Below are 15,417 nucleotides of genomic sequence, written 5' to 3' on the forward strand. Positions count from 1 at the left end.
GGAATGAAGCGTCAATCCTGACTGACAGGCCAGTGCAGGCCGGAGCAACAGCGCCCGGCAACGCCGCAAGGGCAGGGCTTAGGCGTATCTGCCAAAATAGAAGTGCGACATGGCCCCCTTCAGGCTGACCCGATAGGCCGAGGTGGAACTTTCTGCGGTGCTTTCCTGGGTGGCGGCGTCCACGGCGTCGTAGGCGGATGCGCCCACGCGGGCGGTGACCACGCGGCGCAGGCTGCGGATATCGCGGATGATCTCGGACTGCGAGGCCAGCTCGCCGAAGGCGGAGGACAGTTCCGGCGTATCGGCCAGGGCCTGTTCGATGCGTGCCTTGTCGGGGTGGTCGCCCACCACCGAGAGCGAACCCGCATCGTCCATGGACAGGGTAAGCTTTTCGTCCAACGACACGCCGGCGGCGTCCATGCGCGTGGAAAGGGCGTCCAGAAATCCCTCTTGCAGGTCGGCAACGTTCTGCTCCAGCGTTTCCAACACGTTGCCGCCCCGCTCGGAAATATCTTCCAACGTCGATCGCAGCTTGGGGCTCAACGCGGAAAGGCTGGCGCTGTCGGTCAGGCGGGCAAGGCCGCCGTCGCTCGCCTGCGGCTGCTCGGACGCGGACGCCGCGCGCCCCGTATCGGCATCTTGCCCCGTGGTGCGATGCACGACCATCATGCTGCCGAGATTGTTGTAGATGCCGTCTATGGCCACGCCCGCCTCCGTCGTGCAGAAATTTCCCTTCCCGTGCCTGGGCTGGAAATGAGCAAGATCGGTGCCAGCCTGCCGGGCAGGCGGCAGGGCAGGGGGCTGAAAATGCCAACGGCCAGCCGGGCAAAGCGCGTTGACAGCCATGGGCCTTTTGCCGGAATCTGGCGGAAAGTCCGGGGTTGCCGCCATCAGCGGACACCGGCAGGAGAACGCCATGCAGAACAGACATGCCGGACGCCCCGGCGCCGCCGGGTGCGGAACGAAAGCCGTTCATGGCCGGTATGGGGGGCGACGCCTGGCGGCGGCGTTGTTGTGCGCCGCCCTTGCCGTCGCTGCCCTGGGCGGCCTGCCCGCGCCAGTGCGGGCACAGGCGCAGGGCTCGCAATTGCCAGGGGGCGACTACCCAGACGCGCAATGCACCTCGCCCCTGCGCCCCTTTGCCGGGGACAAGGCGTGGGAGTGGGAACTGTACCGCCAGAAGATGGGGGCCTACCGGGCCTGCGTGGACGCGTACGTGCGCCGCGCCCGCGCGGATATAGAAATCATCCAGGGCAAGATCGACCGGGCCGTGCGCGAGTACAACCGCGAGGTCACCATGCCCTGACGGGGATTCCGGACTGGTAGGACGGACTGGTAGGACGCACGCGCTGCACCGCGGTGCGGCCGGGCGAGACCGGGAAGGCACCCGCCCGCCGCACCGCCAAACGGGGAAAGGGCACGCGGAAGACGAACCCTAGCCCGGCCCGTTCCAGTGCCCGCAATTCTCGCAGGCAAAGCCGGAGAAGTCCGCCGCCCCGGCATCGTCGGTCCAGACTTCAACCTCGTTGACATGCCCGCAGTTCTCGCAGGGAATGCGGGCCATGTGCCCTTCGGGGTCGTAGTCGCATTCCTCGCCACGGATCAGCAGGGTGGTGGTGTACTCGGGCATGGCGACCTCCGGGATTGCGGTGCCGCCCCTTTCTCGAGGCGCCGACGATCACGCCTGGAAGGGTGCATGAAGAAACTGTCCATCCTGACAATGCAGCAGGTTTCCGTCGCGGTCAACACGGGGCGCGGGGCCGATGCTCCCCCCCGTCGCATCGGTTCGGACAGCTTGACCGGGCCGCCGGGCTGCCCTATATTGTCATACATGCCGCCCAATGGCGGCCCCGTACTGTGCCGCTGCGCGGGTTTTGCCCCGGCAGCGGGACACTTTCTTTTTGCCTACCAACAGACCATGCCCAGATATCGCAAGGAACGAGCATGAGCAGCATTCCCATCTCCACCGAAGGCTACGAACGACTGAAAAAGGAACTGGAACGCCTGAAGTCGGAGCGCCCGGCGGTCATCCAGGCCATCAAGGAAGCCCGCGAAGAAGGTGATCTGAAAGAAAACGCTGGCTACGACGCCGCCCGCGAACGGCAGGGCATGCTTGAGGCCCGCATCACGTACATCGAATCGCGCATGGCTCAGTTCAACATCATAGACCTGGATTCCCTGTCCGGCGACAAGGTGATGTTCGGCGCCACGGTGGCCATCGAAGACCTTGAGAGCGGCGAAGCCAAGCGCTACACGCTGCTCGGCCCCGATGAGGCCGATTACGCTCAGGGCACCATTTCCGTCCTGTCGCCGGTGGCGCGCGCGCTGCTGGGCAAGGAAGAAGGCGACGAGATCGTGGTCGAGGCCCCGCGCGGCCGCATCAGCTACGAAATCATCTCCATAGAATTCGAGGGCACGCGGCGCTAGCGCGCGGCAGCCCCTGGCCGATACGGACGCCCCGGCCCCGCCGGGGCGTCGTCGTTTCGGCAGCCGTCAGGCGCGGGCATGCCCGCCCGGAAAAAACGGGTGGCGCGGGGGGGGCTTTCGCCCCGGCGAGAAAGATGGCATGATCCACGTGAAAGAAAGCACATGCGGGCCGCCGTCCAGCACCGGCCCGGCAACGGAAGGAGTGCACCATGGCCCCCGCCAAGAACCTGACAACCGATCGGCTTGACGCCTTGCGTCACAAGCTGTTGGCCATGCTCGCCACGGTGGAGCAGGCCATCGACAGTTGCATCGAGGCCTATTGCCAACGCGACGAGGCCAGAGCCTGGACCGTCGCCTCGCATGACCACGCCATCAACGAAATGGAAACCTGCATCGACGAGATGGGCATGCGCCTGCTTGCCCGCGAAAGCCCGCTTGCGCAGGACCTGCGCACCGTGCTGGCCACCATGCGCATCGCCAACGACATTGAGCGAATGGCCGACGAGGCCGCCAACATCGCCGAGCGCACCATGCCGCTGGTGGCCCTGCCGCCGCTGCCTTTCGACGATGACTTCAAGGCCTATGTCCCTCTGGTGCGCAACATGGTGCATCAGGCCGTGCAATGCGTGGTGGACATGGACGCGGACCTCGCCCGCAGCCTGGCCGAACTGGACGAAGGAGTGGACTGCGGCCTGCGCCAGATCACCCTGAAGGTCGTCCAGTACATGAAGGCCAATCCGGAGAGGATGGAGGCGGCGTTGTCGTTCCTGATCATCTGCCGCAGACTTGAACGCATCGGCGACCTTTCCACCAACATCGGCGAAAGCGTGTACTTCGCCGTTCGCGGGGTCAACGCCAAGCACAGCCACTTCGAGGAAGACGAACAGGCATAGTGCCTTCACAAGATGCACAGCATTATGCGCAAATTACGCTGACAAGACACAGCATGACGGTCTACAAGAACGGCTTCGGGCACACATGGTCCGAAGCCGTTCTTGTTTTCGATGAATGTTTCTGCGGCACCACATTCACTCGTTGCATTTGCATCTGTATTTTTCATTAAATGCTTGCGATGCTGCTTGCACAGCATGCACGCTGCATGATGAGTGTGCCACCACATCTCGCGCATGCGCCGCGATTCCATGGAGATACCTGTTCCGAAACTTGACGCTGGCAGGTCGAAATGCTACCTCCCCGCTCATTGCTTGATCAATCAATTAATCCGGCATGGCGTGAGGACATGCCGGATAGCGTGAACGTTCACTTCGGAGGTGCATCCCACAATGGCGTCCATGGATTATCTGCAACTGGCGGCAGCGCTCGCCCCCATCGTCTGGCTGATTTTTTCGCTCGTCGTGCTCAAGCTGCCCGCCTATCGCACCTGTGCGCTGACCCTGGTCGGCACCCTTGCCCTGGCCGTGCTCGGCTGGTGGAAGATGCCGACCGTCATGGCCCTTTCCGCAGCGCTCGAAGGTGCCGCCATGGCCCTGTGGCCCATCATGATCGTGATCATCGCGGCCGTGTTCACCTACAACCTTGCCCGCCACACCGGCAGCATGGACGTGATCACCCGCATGCTCTCGTCCATCACCACCGACAAGCGCCTGCTGGTGCTCATCGTGGCCTGGGGCTTCGGCGGCTTTCTTGAAGGCGTGGCCGGATACGGCACCGCCGTGGCCATTCCCGCCAGCATCCTTGCCGCCATGGGCTTTCAGCCCGTTTTCGCCGCAGTCATCTGCCTTGTGGCCAACACCGTGCCCACCGCCTTCGGGGCCATCGGCATTCCCATCGTGACCATGGCCGGCGTTACCGGCCTGCCGGTGGAGACCATCAGCTACTACACCGCGTTGCAGCTGTTCGTGTTCATCATCCTGATCACCTACCTGCTGGTCATCCTGACCGCCGGGTTCAAGGGTATCAAGGGCGTATTCTGGGCCACCCTTGTCTCGGGCCTCGCCTTCGCCTTTCCCCAACTGTACACCGCCAAGTACATGGGCGCCGAACTGCCGTGCCTTATCGGCAGCGTATGCAGCATGATCGCCACCATCGTCTGGGCGCGCCTGTTCCACCGCGACACCGCCGCCGAGGTGGCGCCAATTCCCACAGCGGAAAAGGTGAAGGCCTGGCTGCCGTACATTCTGGTGTTCGCCTTCATCATCCTGTGCAGCAACCTGTTCCCGGCCATCCGCGACGCCCTGGGCGCCGTGAAGACCACCGTGCGCATCTACGGCGACAACCCCTTCATCTTCAAGTGGATAGCCACTCCGGGCGCGCTGATCATCATCGCCACCTACATCGGCGGCATGATTCAGGGCGTGAAGGTGCGCGAGATCAGCGGCGTGCTCGGCAACACCGCCAAGAAGCTGGTGCACTCGGGCATCACCGTGGTTTCCATCGTGGCGCTGGCCAAGGTCATGGCCGCCAGCGGCATGATCAACACCATCGCCATCGCCGTTGCCGATTCCACCAGCAGCTACTTCCCGTTCATCTCGCCGCTGCTGGGCGCGCTGGGCACCTTCGTCACCGGCAGCGACACCTCGTCCAACGTGCTCTTCGGCCAGTTGCAGATGGAAGTGGCCAACCGCATCAGCATCGACAGCGCCTGGATCGTCTCCGCATCCGCCGCCGGGGCCACCGCAGGCAAGATGATCTCGCCCCAGTCCATCGCCGTGGCCACCGCCGCCACCGGCCTCACCGGTTACGAAGGGCGCATCATGAACCGCACCCTTGCCGTGTGCGCGGGGTACGTCCTCGTGCTCGGCACCCTGGTCTACGTGGCCATTCCGTACCTGCACTTGCTGTAATACCGGCAAATCGCCAATCTTGGAGGGGGCGTCTTCGGACGCCCCCTCTTCGTTTTCCGGATGCAGGTAGACACGATGGGCAACCGGGACAGCGCCAGCCTGCTTATCGCGCTGTCCGCACGGCGGCTACGCGGAAAGCGCACGAGAAGGAGGCGGCTGGTGCGGATACGGCGAAACCGGTGAGGGGCACGCATGAAAAAGGCCACCCGAAGGGTGGCCTGAACGTCGACTGGACCGGAGACGGAGGCCGGCCGGAACCCGGTCAATCGCGCCTGTGGTGGGCGGCCTGCTGCAGGCTGCCGCGCACGATGAACAGCCCCGCCAGCAGCATGCCGGAAATCAGCGGCTGAGAACGGGTGGCGAAGGCCAGCAGGAAGGCGGCGAAGGTGGCATAAAGCATGTAGCGGTCCCACGGCTCCACGTTGCCGCGGGGCATGTCCAGCAGGGCGCTGGGGCGCGCGAGGTAGGTCACCCCCGCCGTGAGCAGGATGATCACGAACACGCCCGCCGCGCGCAGGTCGGCCAGCATGTGCGCAAGCCCGGGCGTGCCGGTGTACAGGCCAAGCCCGCCGAGCATGATGGACATGTTCACCCCCAGCAGCAGCCGGTCCAGCAGCACGCGCCGCCACAGCAGCACGGCCATGCACAGCGCGGCGCACAGTGCCCCGAGGCCGTAGGGCAGCAGCGCCAGGTCAGGCTCGTCGCCCACGAGGCGCGTGGCGATGGCGAAGACCTGCAACGGCAGCAACTCGAAGGCAAGGCGAATCCACTTGTGCATGGGGCTTCCGGGAACCCTGTCGGCCGGACCGACGGGGACATGGCGGCCGTCAGGAATGCTGGAACGGCCCGCGCGCTCCGGACGGAAATTGTCGTGGGTCAAGGTGTTGCCCGTTACGTTTGGACGTGGACATGAAAGGCAAGGCTGCCGCTGGCGCCACACCACCAGCGACGCGTAGCTCTAACCGAAAACCGGCTCACGCGGCAAGAGGAGCTCGGGCGTCATGACAATCCATGCGCCCCGCCGGGACGGCGGCATGGCGGCACCACGCGGGCATGGCGTGCCCCCTCCTGGGAGGAGGAGGGGGCAGGTGTGCCTGACGGCACGTTTCGGCACGAGCAGGATAAAAACACGGCGCACACGATGAAAAACGGAAAAAGGCCCTGTTTTCACAGGGCCTTTTGTCGTCTTGGTAGCAAGGGAGGGACTTGAACCCCCGACACTGCGGGTATGAACCGCATGCTCTAACCAACTGAGCTACCTTGCCAAGTCCAATGCCGCGCCGGGGTCGTTCCCGTTGCGACGGATGGTTTCTCTACCGGACACGGGGGGGCTTGGCAAGCGTTTTTTGGAACCTTTCGGAAAAAGCCCGCGCAAGCCGCGTCAGGTAAGACACGAAGCCAGCGCTGCCGCCGCCCCGCCTGCCATCAGTTGACCATGAACCAGAACACCAGCGGGGCCACGGCCAAACGATACCAGGCAAAGGGGGCCAGGGTCACCCGGCCCATGAGGCCGATGAACACCTTCACCGCCACCCACGCGGACAGGAACGACACCACGAAGCCGGTGGCGAAGAAGGGGATGTCGGCCGTGGTGAACAGCGCATGGTTCTTCAGCAGGTCGTAGCCCGTCGCGGCGAACATGATGGGCACCGCCGCGATGAACGAGTATTCGGCGGCCAGGCCGCGCCGAGCGCCCAGCAGCATGCCGCCCATGATGGTGGCGGCCGAGCGCGAGAACCCCGGCCACAGGGCCAGGCACTGGAACAGGCCGATGCCCAGCGCCAGCGCCGGGGTCATGTCGTCCAGCCCCATGAAGGCGGGGCGCATTTTGCGGCGTTCCACCAGCAGCATCGCCGCCGCGCCCACCACCAGCGCCACGGCCACCGTGGCCGGGGTGAACAGGTGTTCCTTGATGTAGCCGTGCGCCACCAGCCCCAGCAGGCTGGCGGGCAGCGAGGTGATGCACAGCAGCACGATGCCGCGCACCCCGGCGAAGCGCACGTAGGGCTTGGGCCGCAGCAGCCCCCAGAAGCGGTCCCAGTACAGCACCACCACGGCAAGGATGGCCCCAAGCTGGATGGCCACCTCGAAGGTGGCCACCTTGGGCCCGGAAAGGCCCAGCAGGTCGCCGACGATGATCAGATGTCCCGTGGAGGATACGGGCAGGAATTCGGTGAGCCCTTCGACGATGCCGAGGATGACGGCGGAGAGGATGTCGTGCATGGGGTGGCTTTCGGCCGGAAACGGCCGGACGGCTGGGGTGGATGATGGACTAGGACGCCGCGCGCGAACCGAAAAAAGCCGTGCGCCCGCGCTCCCGACCGCGCATGCCGCGCCGGACGGCCTGGCATATCTAACAAACAGGCGGACGGGCAGGCGGGCAGGCCGGATTGCGCGGGGATACCGCATGGCACGTCGAGTTGCAACCCCGCCGTGGTTGTTGTAAATTGCACGCCGCGCTAACGCCGCCCCGTGCGGCGGCCATGCAGCGTCAACCCTTGCGGGTTGCCTCCGTCCGGTCCAGCGTACCCGGTCCGGACTATCGACCTGCGCGACCTGCCTGGCCCGTGCCGACTTACCTGCCTGGGCAGGGCGGCTCAGGTGACCGGCAGCGCGCCTGAAGCCGCCATACAGCCAAAACACGTCGCGCCAAAACACCTGCTCCAGCACGCCGCCAGGGGGAACCATGACCACCGTCATTCCGCACAGCGAATTGGTGAAGCGCGCCGCCGCCTGGGTGGCCGAGCGCAGGGCCGAGCAACCGTCCCGCCCCCTGAGCGACATCGTGGACGAGGCGGGCGCGCGGTTCAATCTCGGCCCCATGGAAACCGAGATGCTGCTCGACCTGTTCCGCACCTGCCACAACGACCATACACAGGGATAATCCTCTGCGCCTTCCACTCAACACCCTGCTGCAACGCCAGCTGTTCGGCGAACTGCTGCACCTGTTCCTGCTCTGCCTGGGCTCGCTGCTCACGCTGGTGCTGATAGGCCGCGGCCTTCAACTGCGCGAACTGTTCCTGGGGCTGGATCTCGGCCTTGCGGACGCCGTGCTGCTGTTCGTCTACCTGACCCCGTTCTTCATGCTGCTGGTGGTGCCGGTGGCCTGCATGCTCAGCGTGTTCCTGACCTTCCTGCGCATGAGCACCGACCGCGAACTCATCGCGCTGAAGGCGGGCGGCGTCAGCCTGTACCAGATGCTGGCGGCCCCCGTGCTGTTCTGCGTGCTGTGCACCCTGCTGACCCTGGGCATTTCGTTGCAGGGCCTGGCCTGGGGCATGTCCAACTTTCGCGCCACCGTCATGGAGATCGCCAACAGCCGCGCCCGCGTGGTGGTGCAGCCCGGGGTGTTCAACAAGGACATTCCAGGGCTGACCCTGTTCGCCCGCCAGGTGGACCCTGCGGACAGCCGCCTGTCGCAGGTCATCGTGGAGGACCGCTCGCGCAAGGACGCCACCCTGACGATCCTCGCGCCCACCGGGGCCATCGCCACCGACGAGGCGCGCGGCGAACTGCTGTTCCGCCTGCAGAACGGCCGTCTGTACAAGACGGAAGGGCAGCAGGTCTCGGTGCTGGGCTTCGGGGAATACGTGGTGCGCATCGACCTTGGGCAGATGTTCAAGGGGCTCGACCTCGGTGAGGTGAAGCCCAAGGAACTCTCGTGGTCGCAGTTGCGCGCGCTGCCCCTGGACGAGGCCAAGGCCGAACTGGGCGACAAGTACCTGCGCAAGGTAGCCGTGGAACTGCACAAGCGCTGGGTGTTCCCGGCGGCGTGCCTGGTGCTGGGGCTGTTCGCCATGCCGCTGGCCTGCGCCTTCGAGGGGCTGCACCGCCAGTTCGGCGTGGTGCTGGCACTGCTGATGTTCCTGGTCTATTACAGCCTGCTCTCGTTCGGGCTGACCACGGGCGAGGCGGGCACCATTCCGCCGGCGGTGGGCCTGTGGGCGCCCAACGCGCTGTTCCTGGCCACCGGCCTGTGGGGCCTGCGCATGGCCGCGCACGAGCGCACTCCGGCCTTCGTCAGCCTGTTCTCGCACAGTCGTCTGGTCCTGCGGCGCAAGAGGGCATCCGCATGAGCCTGCTGTTCCGCTACCTGTTTCGCAACAACCTGCTGCTGATCCTGCCCACCCTGGCCATCGGCACGGGGCTGTACATCCTGTCCGACCTGTTCGACCGCCTGGACGACTTTCTGGAAGCGGGCGTCAGCTTTCGCGTTGCCGTCTGGTACTTCGTGGCCAAAACGCCGCTGATCGTCTCACAGATACTGCCAGCCGTGTTCCTGCTGGCAACGCTGGCCCAGCTCTGCCTCATGTCGCGCGGGCGCGAACTCATCGCGTTGCAGGCGGGCGGGGTGTCGCTGGGGCGCGTGGCCAGGTCGCTGGTGGTGTGCGGCATGGCCTGGGCCGTGGTGCAACTGGGCTTTTCCCAGGTGCTCGGCGTTTCGGGCGAACTGGAGGCCGCGCGCATCTGGAGCGAGGACGTGCGCGGCAAGACCGCGGCCACGGCCACCCTGCGCAACGTGTGGTTCACCGATGGGCCTTACGTGGTCAATCTGGCCGAGGTGGTCCCGGCAAAGGGCGAAGGGCAAGAGCTTGCCGCCTATGAACTGTCCCCCGACGGACAGGCGATATCACGGGTGATCCGCGCCGCCACCTTCACGGCCAACCACAAGGGCTGGACGCTTCAGGGCGTGACCGTGTTCGATCCTTCCGGCTATCTCAGCACCCGCCACGACACCCTGACCCTGCCGCTGCGGCAGGACGTGCAGGCCTTTCTGGTCACCGCGCCCAACGCCGACCCCTCGCGGCTGCCCCTGTGGCAACTGGGGCACGCCATCGAGCGATTGTCCGAATCCGGCTCCAACGTGGAAGGGGTGCGCACCGCCTGGCACATGAAGCTGGCCTATGCCGCCTCGCTGGTGGTCATGGCCGTGGTGGCGGCCGCCATGGTCACCTGGCGCGACAACATCTACCTGTGCATCGGCCTTGCCCTGGTCATCACCTTCATCTTCTACAGCATGTTCACCGTGGGGGGGACGCTGGGGCAGAAGGGCATCGTCTCGCCGCCCCTGGCCGCCTGGGGGGCGGACGCGCTGATCCTGGGCATTGCCCTGGCCCGTCTGGCGTGGTTCCTGAAGCCCCGCTTCAAGGCAGCGTGACGCGGCCACGCCGCGCGGATGAGCAAAAACAGCGCCCCGCCATGCACTGCATGGCGGGGCGTTTCGCATGCCGGTGAAGAAGGGCAGGGCTATTCGGATGTGGAGGGGGCGTCCCCATCCTGGTCCGCGGGCTGATCCGCCGCGTTGGCGCCGCCCGCGGGGGAACCCGCCAGAGGCACGTCGCGCTTGGCGCTGCCGAAGGGATCGAGCAGGGCGGAGCCCTGCACCTCGCCCACGGCGACAACCTTGCGCAGCGCCGCCCACAGGTTGTCCACGCCAAGGCCCGTCCTGGCCGACACCACCAGCGGAGCTATGCCGCCCAGAATGTCCCGCCACTGGCGCTGGCGCTCGGCGCGTTCGCGCTGGGTGCACTTGTCGGCCTTGGTCAGCACCGGCAACAGGGTGATGCCGCTCTTGCGGGCGAACGAGGTCAGATCCAGGTCCAGGCGCTGCGGGTCCAGGCGGCTGTCCAGCAGCACGGCCAGGGCCTTCAGGGTGGGGCAGGTGGTCAGGTAGCGCTCGATGAGCGTGGCCCACTTCTGCCGTTCCTCCTTGCTGCACTTGGCGTAGCCGTAGCCGGGCAGGTCCACCACGTAGAAGCCGTCGGGCTTCACGCGGTAGTAGTTGATGGAGCGCGTCTTGCCGGGGGTGGCGCTGATCTTGGCCAGCCCCTTGCGGCGGGCCAGCGAGTTGACGAGGGACGACTTGCCCACGTTGGAGCGCCCGGCAAAGGCTATCTGCGGCGCGTCGAAGGCGCGCATCTGTTCCAGGGTGTAGACGGTGGCTTCAAGTTCAAGCACTGGTTGCATGATGGTATCCGGTTGGCGCGCGACGCGCCGTATTGCTTTGGGGTATGTCCGGGCAAGCAGCGCCGGGGGGAAAACGCCGGGACGGCGGGGCGGCTGCGGCTTGGTGTTGACAAGAGACCGCCGTTGGGAAAAAATATCCTGTTACCCGATGCGGGCGCATGGTGTCCAGCCCGGCCGCCGTGCCGCCCCCCGCCTTCATCCGAACATGCCAACCGCCAACCGGAAGGACGCCGCATGGCCCGCTACCGCATACTGGTGCTGAACGGCCCCAACCTGGGGGCGCTGGGCGTGCGCCAGCCCGACATCTACGGCAGCTCGGGCATGGACGCCGTGCCCGGCCTGGTGGCCCAGGTGCTGGGTGCGCGGGCCCGCGAGGTGGAACTGGAGTTCTTCCAGACCAACGGCGAAGGCGCGCTCATCGACCGGCTGGAGCAGGCCCGGCGCGACGGCGTGGACGGCGTGGCGCTGAACGCGGGCGCGTACACCCACACCAGCCTTGCCCTGGCCGACTGCCTGGCCTGGATCGGCCTGCCCTGCGTCGAGGTGCATCTCAGCAACGTGCTGGCCCGGTCGGAACCGCTGCGCCAGAAGAGCTACATCGGCCGCCACGTCATCGGCGTCGTGGCCGGGTTCGGCATCACCAGCTATGCACTGGCCGTGCAGTCGCTGGTCCTGCATCTGGACGCCCGGCAATCGCCCGCAACGACCCCGGTGTAGCGCCGCATATTCAATCAGAACATCACCCCGGAGGCTTCATGTATTCGACCACCGATTTCAGGAAGGGCCTGAAGATCGAAATCGACGGCACCCCCTTCGAAATCGTCGAGTTCCAGCATTTCAAGCCCGGCAAGGGCGGGGCCATGGTGCGCACCAAGCTGCGCAACCTGCTGAACGACCGCGTGGTGGACAACACCTTCCGCTCCGGCGAAAAGGTGGGCCGCCCCGACATGGAAACCCGCGAAATGCAGTACCTGTACCGTGAAGGCGACGACCTCGTGTTCATGGACCTGACCACCTACGAGCAGCTGCACATCGCCGAGGACTCCACCGACGGCAAGGCCGGCTTCCTGAAGGAAGCCCAGCAGGTGCGCGTGCTGCTGTACAACGGCAAACCGCTGGACATCGACCTGCCCGTGTCCCTGGTGCTGGAAGTGACCGACACAGAGCCCGGCGCCAAGGGCGACACGGTGAGCAACGTGACCAAGCCCGCCACGCTGGAAACCGGCATTGTCATCGGCGTGCCGATCTTCGTGAACATTGGCGACCGCGTGAAGGTCGACACCCGCACCCGCGACTATCTGGGCCGCGAATAGCCCGGTCACGCGCACAGACACCGTTCACGAAACCGGCAGACCGGATTGGACCAGACATGCTGGGCCAGACGGTTCAGACCGGAGCGGCGAGGCCGTGTGGACGGGAATCCTCGAGTACGGTAAGGGATATGGCCGATACGGTCATATCCCTTTTCCTTGCGGGGCCGCCCCGCACGCACCACGCATTCCGCGACAATCTGGGAGGGTGCCGCCACGGACGGCAACAAACTGGCCCGCGAACTCTTCGGGCTCTTCCTCATCTTCTGGGGGCTGCTGCTCTTGCTCAGCCTCGCCACGTTCGACGCCCGCGACCCCAGCCTGAACCACGTGGTCAGCAACGCCGCGCAAGTGCGCAACAGCGCCGGGCTGTTCGGCTCGTACCTTGGCGGCATCCTGGTGGACCTGTTCGGCTTTTCCTCGTTCCTGTGGCCGCTGGGCTTCATGGGCCTTGGCGCGCGCTATGTGGTCATCCCCTTCGACGTGCCGTGGTGGCGCTGGATGGGGCTGATACTGCTCGGCGCGTGCGTGGCCACCATGGGCGCGGGCTGGAACCTGGCCATCGGCGACGTGGGCGGCGGCGGCTTTTTCGGCGTGGTGCTGCACAATTTCGCGGCCCGCTACTTCAGCCCGCGCGGCTCCGCGCTGGTGTGGCTGTTCCTGTTCCTGATCTCGGTGCAGTTGGTGCTGGGCCTTTCCTGGGCGGCCATGGGGCGACGCATTCTTGAAGGGCTGCGTGAAGGATTGACGCCAAAGGCAAAGCCCTCGGCAAAACTGGAAATCGCCGCGCCTCGCAACGTGGCGGCACCTGTCCCGACCCGCCCGGTGATCGTCGCTGCGGACGAGCCGCTGCCCGATCACGCGGCAACGGCAGGGGCAAATCGCCCCTCGCGCTGGCTGCGCCTGCCCGGCATGGGTGTGTTCCTGTTCCTGTGGAACCGCAAGCGGGGGGGGAGGCAGGGCCAGGTGCTCGACGTCACTCCCGCGTCGCTGCCCGCGGGGCGCAACGTGCAGGGCACGCCCCGGCCGTACCGCCCGCAAGATGCCGGGCTGGATGCTTCCGCCCATATTCTGGAAGACGACGACGCTTACGCCCACGCGGTTCACGACGCCGCGCTGCAGAACGGTCGGCCGGGCCGGGGCAGTGCCGATGCCGTGGCTGGCGGCACACGAGGCAAGGGTGCGCCCGCCAGCGTCGGCAATCCCTTCGCGGAGGGGGACTTCGGGCCGGGCTCCATGGGCCTTGACGACGATCTCATGAGCGACGAACTTGCGGGCGGTCTGCCCGAAGACCTGGTGGATTACGCCGCCGGAGAAGCAGGCCCCACCTGGCTGGAAGGCGCTTTTGGCGACGATCCGGCCCGCGAAGGGCAACCTGCCGCACCGTCGAAGCCCGCCCGCCCCCGCAAGGCCCGCAGCAAGCTGCCCGGCCTGGACCTGCTGCACTCCGTGGCGGGTGGCGACGCCAAGCCCGCCCGGCAGATGCTGGAGGCCAAGGGACAAAGCGTCATCACCTGCCTGGCCGACTTCGGCGTGCAGGGCGAGCTGACCCGCATCACCCCCGGCCCGGTGGTCACCATGTTCGAGGTGCGCCCGGCCCCCGGCGTGAAGGTGAGCCGCATCGCCAACCTCAGCGACGACCTGGCGCTGGCGCTCAAAGCCATAGCCGTGCGCATCCAGGCCCCCATCCCCGGCACGGACACCGTGGGCATAGAAATTCCCAACGAGGCGCGCGAAAACGTGTGCTTCAAGGAACTGCTGGCCTCGGACACCTTCCGCTCGGCCCCGTCCATGCTCACCATGGCCATCGGCAAGGACATCGCGGGCAACGCCACCGTGGCGGACCTGGCCCGCATGCCCCACCTGCTGGTGGCCGGGGCCACCGGCGCGGGCAAGAGCGTGTGCCTGAACTCCATTCTGCTCAGCTTTTTGTACAAGGCGCGCCCAGAAGACGTGCAACTGCTGCTGGTGGACCCCAAGCGCATCGAACTTGCCGTATACGCCGACCTGCCGCACCTGGTGCACCCGGTGGTCACCGAGATGGCCCTGGCCAAGAACGCGCTGGACTGGGCCGTGCAGGAAATGGACCGCCGTTACCAGGCCATGGCGCGCCTGGCCGTGCGCAACATCGCCGGGTACAACCAGAAGCTGGCCGACCTTGGCGCGGACCTGCCGCCGGAACTGTCCGACCTGGAGCGCATGCCGTACCTGGTCATCGTCATCGACGAACTGGCCGACCTCATGCTCACCGCCGCCAAGGAAGTTGAAACCAGCATCGTGCGCCTGGCCCAGTTGGCGCGCGCCGCAGGCATCCACATGATCCTGGCCACCCAGCGCCCCAGCGTGGACGTGGTGACCGGGCTCATCAAGGCCAACTTCCCGTGCCGCATCTCGTTCCAGGTCACCTCCAAGCACGATTCGCGCACCATTCTCGACACCGTGGGCGCGGAACATCTGCTGGGCAAGGGCGACATGCTCTTCAAGCCCAGCGGCAGCAAACTGCAACGGCTGCACGGGGCCTTCGTGGGCGACGACGACGTGGCCGCCGTGGTGGAGTTCTGGAAGCGCCAGCAGGCCCCCAACTACTCGGTGGACTTCGCCGAATGGGGCAACGACGGTACGGGTGACGGCCCCAACGGCAACGGCGGGGGCGACCTTTCGGACGACCCCATGTACGCCGAGGCCGTGGAATTCGTCATCGGACAGGGCAAGGCGTCCATCTCGCAAATCCAGCGGCGCTTCCGCATCGGGTTCAACCGGGCGGCGCGCTACGTGGAGCAGATGGAGCACGACGGCATCATCGGTCCTTCGGACGGCAGCAAGCCGCGCATGGTCATCAGGTAGCGGGCGGCGCGGGGCAGGGGACAGGACCATCGCCCTCCGCCCCCGTACCCTTTCCCGCCACGGGT

Annotated in this window: 15 protein-coding genes and 1 tRNA gene; 10 read left to right on the plus strand and 6 right to left on the minus strand. The window is 66.2% G+C overall.

Going from position 1 to position 15,417, the window contains the following annotated elements:
* Positions 1 to 78: 78 nt before the first annotated feature.
* Entirely contained in the window at positions 79 to 705 is a 627-nt protein-coding gene (locus RVX_RS08125; RefSeq protein WP_116305465.1) for a hypothetical protein, read from the minus strand.
* 211 nt (positions 706 to 916) lie between these two features.
* Here RVX_RS08125 and RVX_RS08130 point away from each other — a divergent pair, with 211 nt between their 5' ends.
* Positions 917 to 1,306, plus strand: a complete 390-nt coding sequence (locus RVX_RS08130; protein ID WP_116305466.1) for a hypothetical protein — start codon at positions 917 to 919, stop codon at positions 1,304 to 1,306.
* Positions 1,307 to 1,435: 129 nt separating this feature from the next.
* Here RVX_RS08130 and RVX_RS08135 read toward each other — a convergent pair whose 3' ends face one another.
* Positions 1,436 to 1,630, minus strand: coding sequence for a hypothetical protein (locus RVX_RS08135; RefSeq protein WP_007521748.1), 195 nt, complete (start codon positions 1,628 to 1,630; stop codon positions 1,436 to 1,438).
* A gap of 314 nt (positions 1,631 to 1,944) precedes the next feature.
* Here RVX_RS08135 and greA point away from each other — a divergent pair, with 314 nt between their 5' ends.
* The 3 genes from greA (at position 1,945) to RVX_RS08150 (ending at position 5,231) form a co-directional block, all read left to right on the plus strand.
* Positions 1,945 to 2,427 carry a transcription elongation factor GreA gene (gene greA, locus RVX_RS08140; RefSeq protein WP_007521746.1) on the plus strand — a complete coding sequence of 161 codons (483 nt, stop codon included), beginning with the start codon at positions 1,945 to 1,947 and terminating at the stop codon, positions 2,425 to 2,427.
* Between the two features lie 209 nt (positions 2,428 to 2,636).
* Positions 2,637 to 3,320, plus strand: coding sequence for a phosphate signaling complex protein PhoU (gene phoU / locus RVX_RS08145; protein ID WP_116305467.1), 684 nt, complete (start codon positions 2,637 to 2,639; stop codon positions 3,318 to 3,320).
* A gap of 399 nt (positions 3,321 to 3,719) precedes the next feature.
* Positions 3,720 to 5,231: an L-lactate permease gene (locus tag RVX_RS08150; RefSeq protein ID WP_116306466.1), complete on the plus strand. Its 1,512-nt coding sequence runs from the start codon at positions 3,720 to 3,722 to the stop codon at positions 5,229 to 5,231.
* A 262-nt stretch (positions 5,232 to 5,493) separates the two neighbouring features.
* On the opposite strand, the gene RVX_RS08155 is transcribed toward RVX_RS08150, so the two are convergent.
* From RVX_RS08155 to RVX_RS08165, 3 genes are all read right to left on the minus strand, one after another.
* Positions 5,494 to 6,009, minus strand: a complete 516-nt coding sequence (locus RVX_RS08155) for a hypothetical protein (protein WP_116305468.1) — start codon at positions 6,007 to 6,009, stop codon at positions 5,494 to 5,496.
* 410 nt (positions 6,010 to 6,419) lie between these two features.
* Positions 6,420 to 6,496, minus strand: a tRNA-Met gene (locus tag RVX_RS08160).
* A 160-nt stretch (positions 6,497 to 6,656) separates the two neighbouring features.
* On the minus strand, positions 6,657 to 7,454 hold the full coding sequence (locus RVX_RS08165) for an undecaprenyl-diphosphate phosphatase (RefSeq protein ID WP_116305469.1): 798 nt from the start codon (positions 7,452 to 7,454) through the stop codon (positions 6,657 to 6,659).
* 463 nt (positions 7,455 to 7,917) lie between these two features.
* Here RVX_RS08165 and RVX_RS08170 point away from each other — a divergent pair, with 463 nt between their 5' ends.
* Genes RVX_RS08170 through RVX_RS08180 form a run of 3 tightly spaced genes read left to right on the plus strand, consistent with a single transcriptional unit; the run spans position 7,918 to position 10,389 of the window.
* Positions 7,918 to 8,115, plus strand: coding sequence for a hypothetical protein (locus RVX_RS08170; protein ID WP_007521734.1), 198 nt, complete (start codon positions 7,918 to 7,920; stop codon positions 8,113 to 8,115).
* A gap of 28 nt (positions 8,116 to 8,143) precedes the next feature.
* Entirely contained in the window at positions 8,144 to 9,307 is a 1,164-nt protein-coding gene (gene lptF, locus RVX_RS08175; RefSeq protein ID WP_305764157.1) for an LPS export ABC transporter permease LptF, read from the plus strand.
* Complete coding sequence (locus RVX_RS08180) at positions 9,304 to 10,389, plus strand: LptF/LptG family permease (protein ID WP_116305471.1); 1,086 nt, start codon at positions 9,304 to 9,306, stop codon at positions 10,387 to 10,389. Before lptF ends, RVX_RS08180 begins: the two co-directional genes overlap by 4 nt.
* Positions 10,390 to 10,478: 89 nt before the next feature.
* Here RVX_RS08180 and yihA read toward each other — a convergent pair whose 3' ends face one another.
* Positions 10,479 to 11,198, minus strand: coding sequence for a ribosome biogenesis GTP-binding protein YihA/YsxC (gene yihA / locus RVX_RS08185; protein ID WP_116305472.1), 720 nt, complete (start codon positions 11,196 to 11,198; stop codon positions 10,479 to 10,481).
* A gap of 234 nt (positions 11,199 to 11,432) precedes the next feature.
* On the opposite strand from yihA, the gene RVX_RS08190 reads away from it, so the two are divergent.
* From RVX_RS08190 to RVX_RS08200, 3 genes are all read left to right on the plus strand, one after another.
* Positions 11,433 to 11,915 (plus strand): type II 3-dehydroquinate dehydratase, encoded by a 483-nt coding sequence (locus RVX_RS08190; RefSeq protein WP_116305473.1) that lies wholly within the window; start codon positions 11,433 to 11,435, stop codon positions 11,913 to 11,915.
* 38 nt (positions 11,916 to 11,953) lie between these two features.
* The gene (efp, locus tag RVX_RS08195) at positions 11,954 to 12,511 is read left to right on the plus strand and encodes an elongation factor P (RefSeq protein ID WP_007521725.1); all 558 of its coding nucleotides are present in this window, start codon (positions 11,954 to 11,956) and stop codon (positions 12,509 to 12,511) included.
* 156 nt (positions 12,512 to 12,667) lie between these two features.
* Positions 12,668 to 15,352, plus strand: a complete 2,685-nt coding sequence (locus RVX_RS08200; protein WP_230404483.1) for a DNA translocase FtsK — start codon at positions 12,668 to 12,670, stop codon at positions 15,350 to 15,352.
* Positions 15,353 to 15,417: the final 65 nt, after the last annotated feature.

Source organism: Nitratidesulfovibrio sp. HK-II (assembly GCF_003402415.2).
In the GTDB taxonomy this organism is placed as follows: domain Bacteria; phylum Desulfobacterota; class Desulfovibrionia; order Desulfovibrionales; family Desulfovibrionaceae; genus Cupidesulfovibrio.

Excerpts from the sequence above, each read along its gene's own strand:
- RVX_RS08130 (WP_116305466.1), top strand. The coding sequence starts at position 917 with ATGCAGAACAGACATGCCGGACGCCCCGGCGCCGCCGGGTGCGGAACG.
- RVX_RS08135 (WP_007521748.1), bottom strand. The coding sequence starts at position 1,630 with ATGCCCGAGTACACCACCACCCTGCTGATCCGTGGCGAGGAATGCGAC.
- greA (WP_007521746.1), top strand. The coding sequence starts at position 1,945 with ATGAGCAGCATTCCCATCTCCACCGAAGGCTACGAACGACTGAAAAAG.
- phoU (WP_116305467.1), top strand. The coding sequence starts at position 2,637 with ATGGCCCCCGCCAAGAACCTGACAACCGATCGGCTTGACGCCTTGCGT.
- RVX_RS08150 (WP_116306466.1), top strand. The coding sequence starts at position 3,720 with ATGGATTATCTGCAACTGGCGGCAGCGCTCGCCCCCATCGTCTGGCTG.
- RVX_RS08155 (WP_116305468.1), bottom strand. The coding sequence starts at position 6,009 with ATGCACAAGTGGATTCGCCTTGCCTTCGAGTTGCTGCCGTTGCAGGTC.
- RVX_RS08165 (WP_116305469.1), bottom strand. The coding sequence starts at position 7,454 with ATGCACGACATCCTCTCCGCCGTCATCCTCGGCATCGTCGAAGGGCTC.
- RVX_RS08170 (WP_007521734.1), top strand. The coding sequence starts at position 7,918 with ATGACCACCGTCATTCCGCACAGCGAATTGGTGAAGCGCGCCGCCGCC.
- RVX_RS08180 (WP_116305471.1), top strand. The coding sequence starts at position 9,304 with ATGAGCCTGCTGTTCCGCTACCTGTTTCGCAACAACCTGCTGCTGATC.
- yihA (WP_116305472.1), bottom strand. The coding sequence starts at position 11,198 with ATGCAACCAGTGCTTGAACTTGAAGCCACCGTCTACACCCTGGAACAG.
- RVX_RS08190 (WP_116305473.1), top strand. The coding sequence starts at position 11,433 with ATGGCCCGCTACCGCATACTGGTGCTGAACGGCCCCAACCTGGGGGCG.
- efp (WP_007521725.1), top strand. The coding sequence starts at position 11,954 with ATGTATTCGACCACCGATTTCAGGAAGGGCCTGAAGATCGAAATCGAC.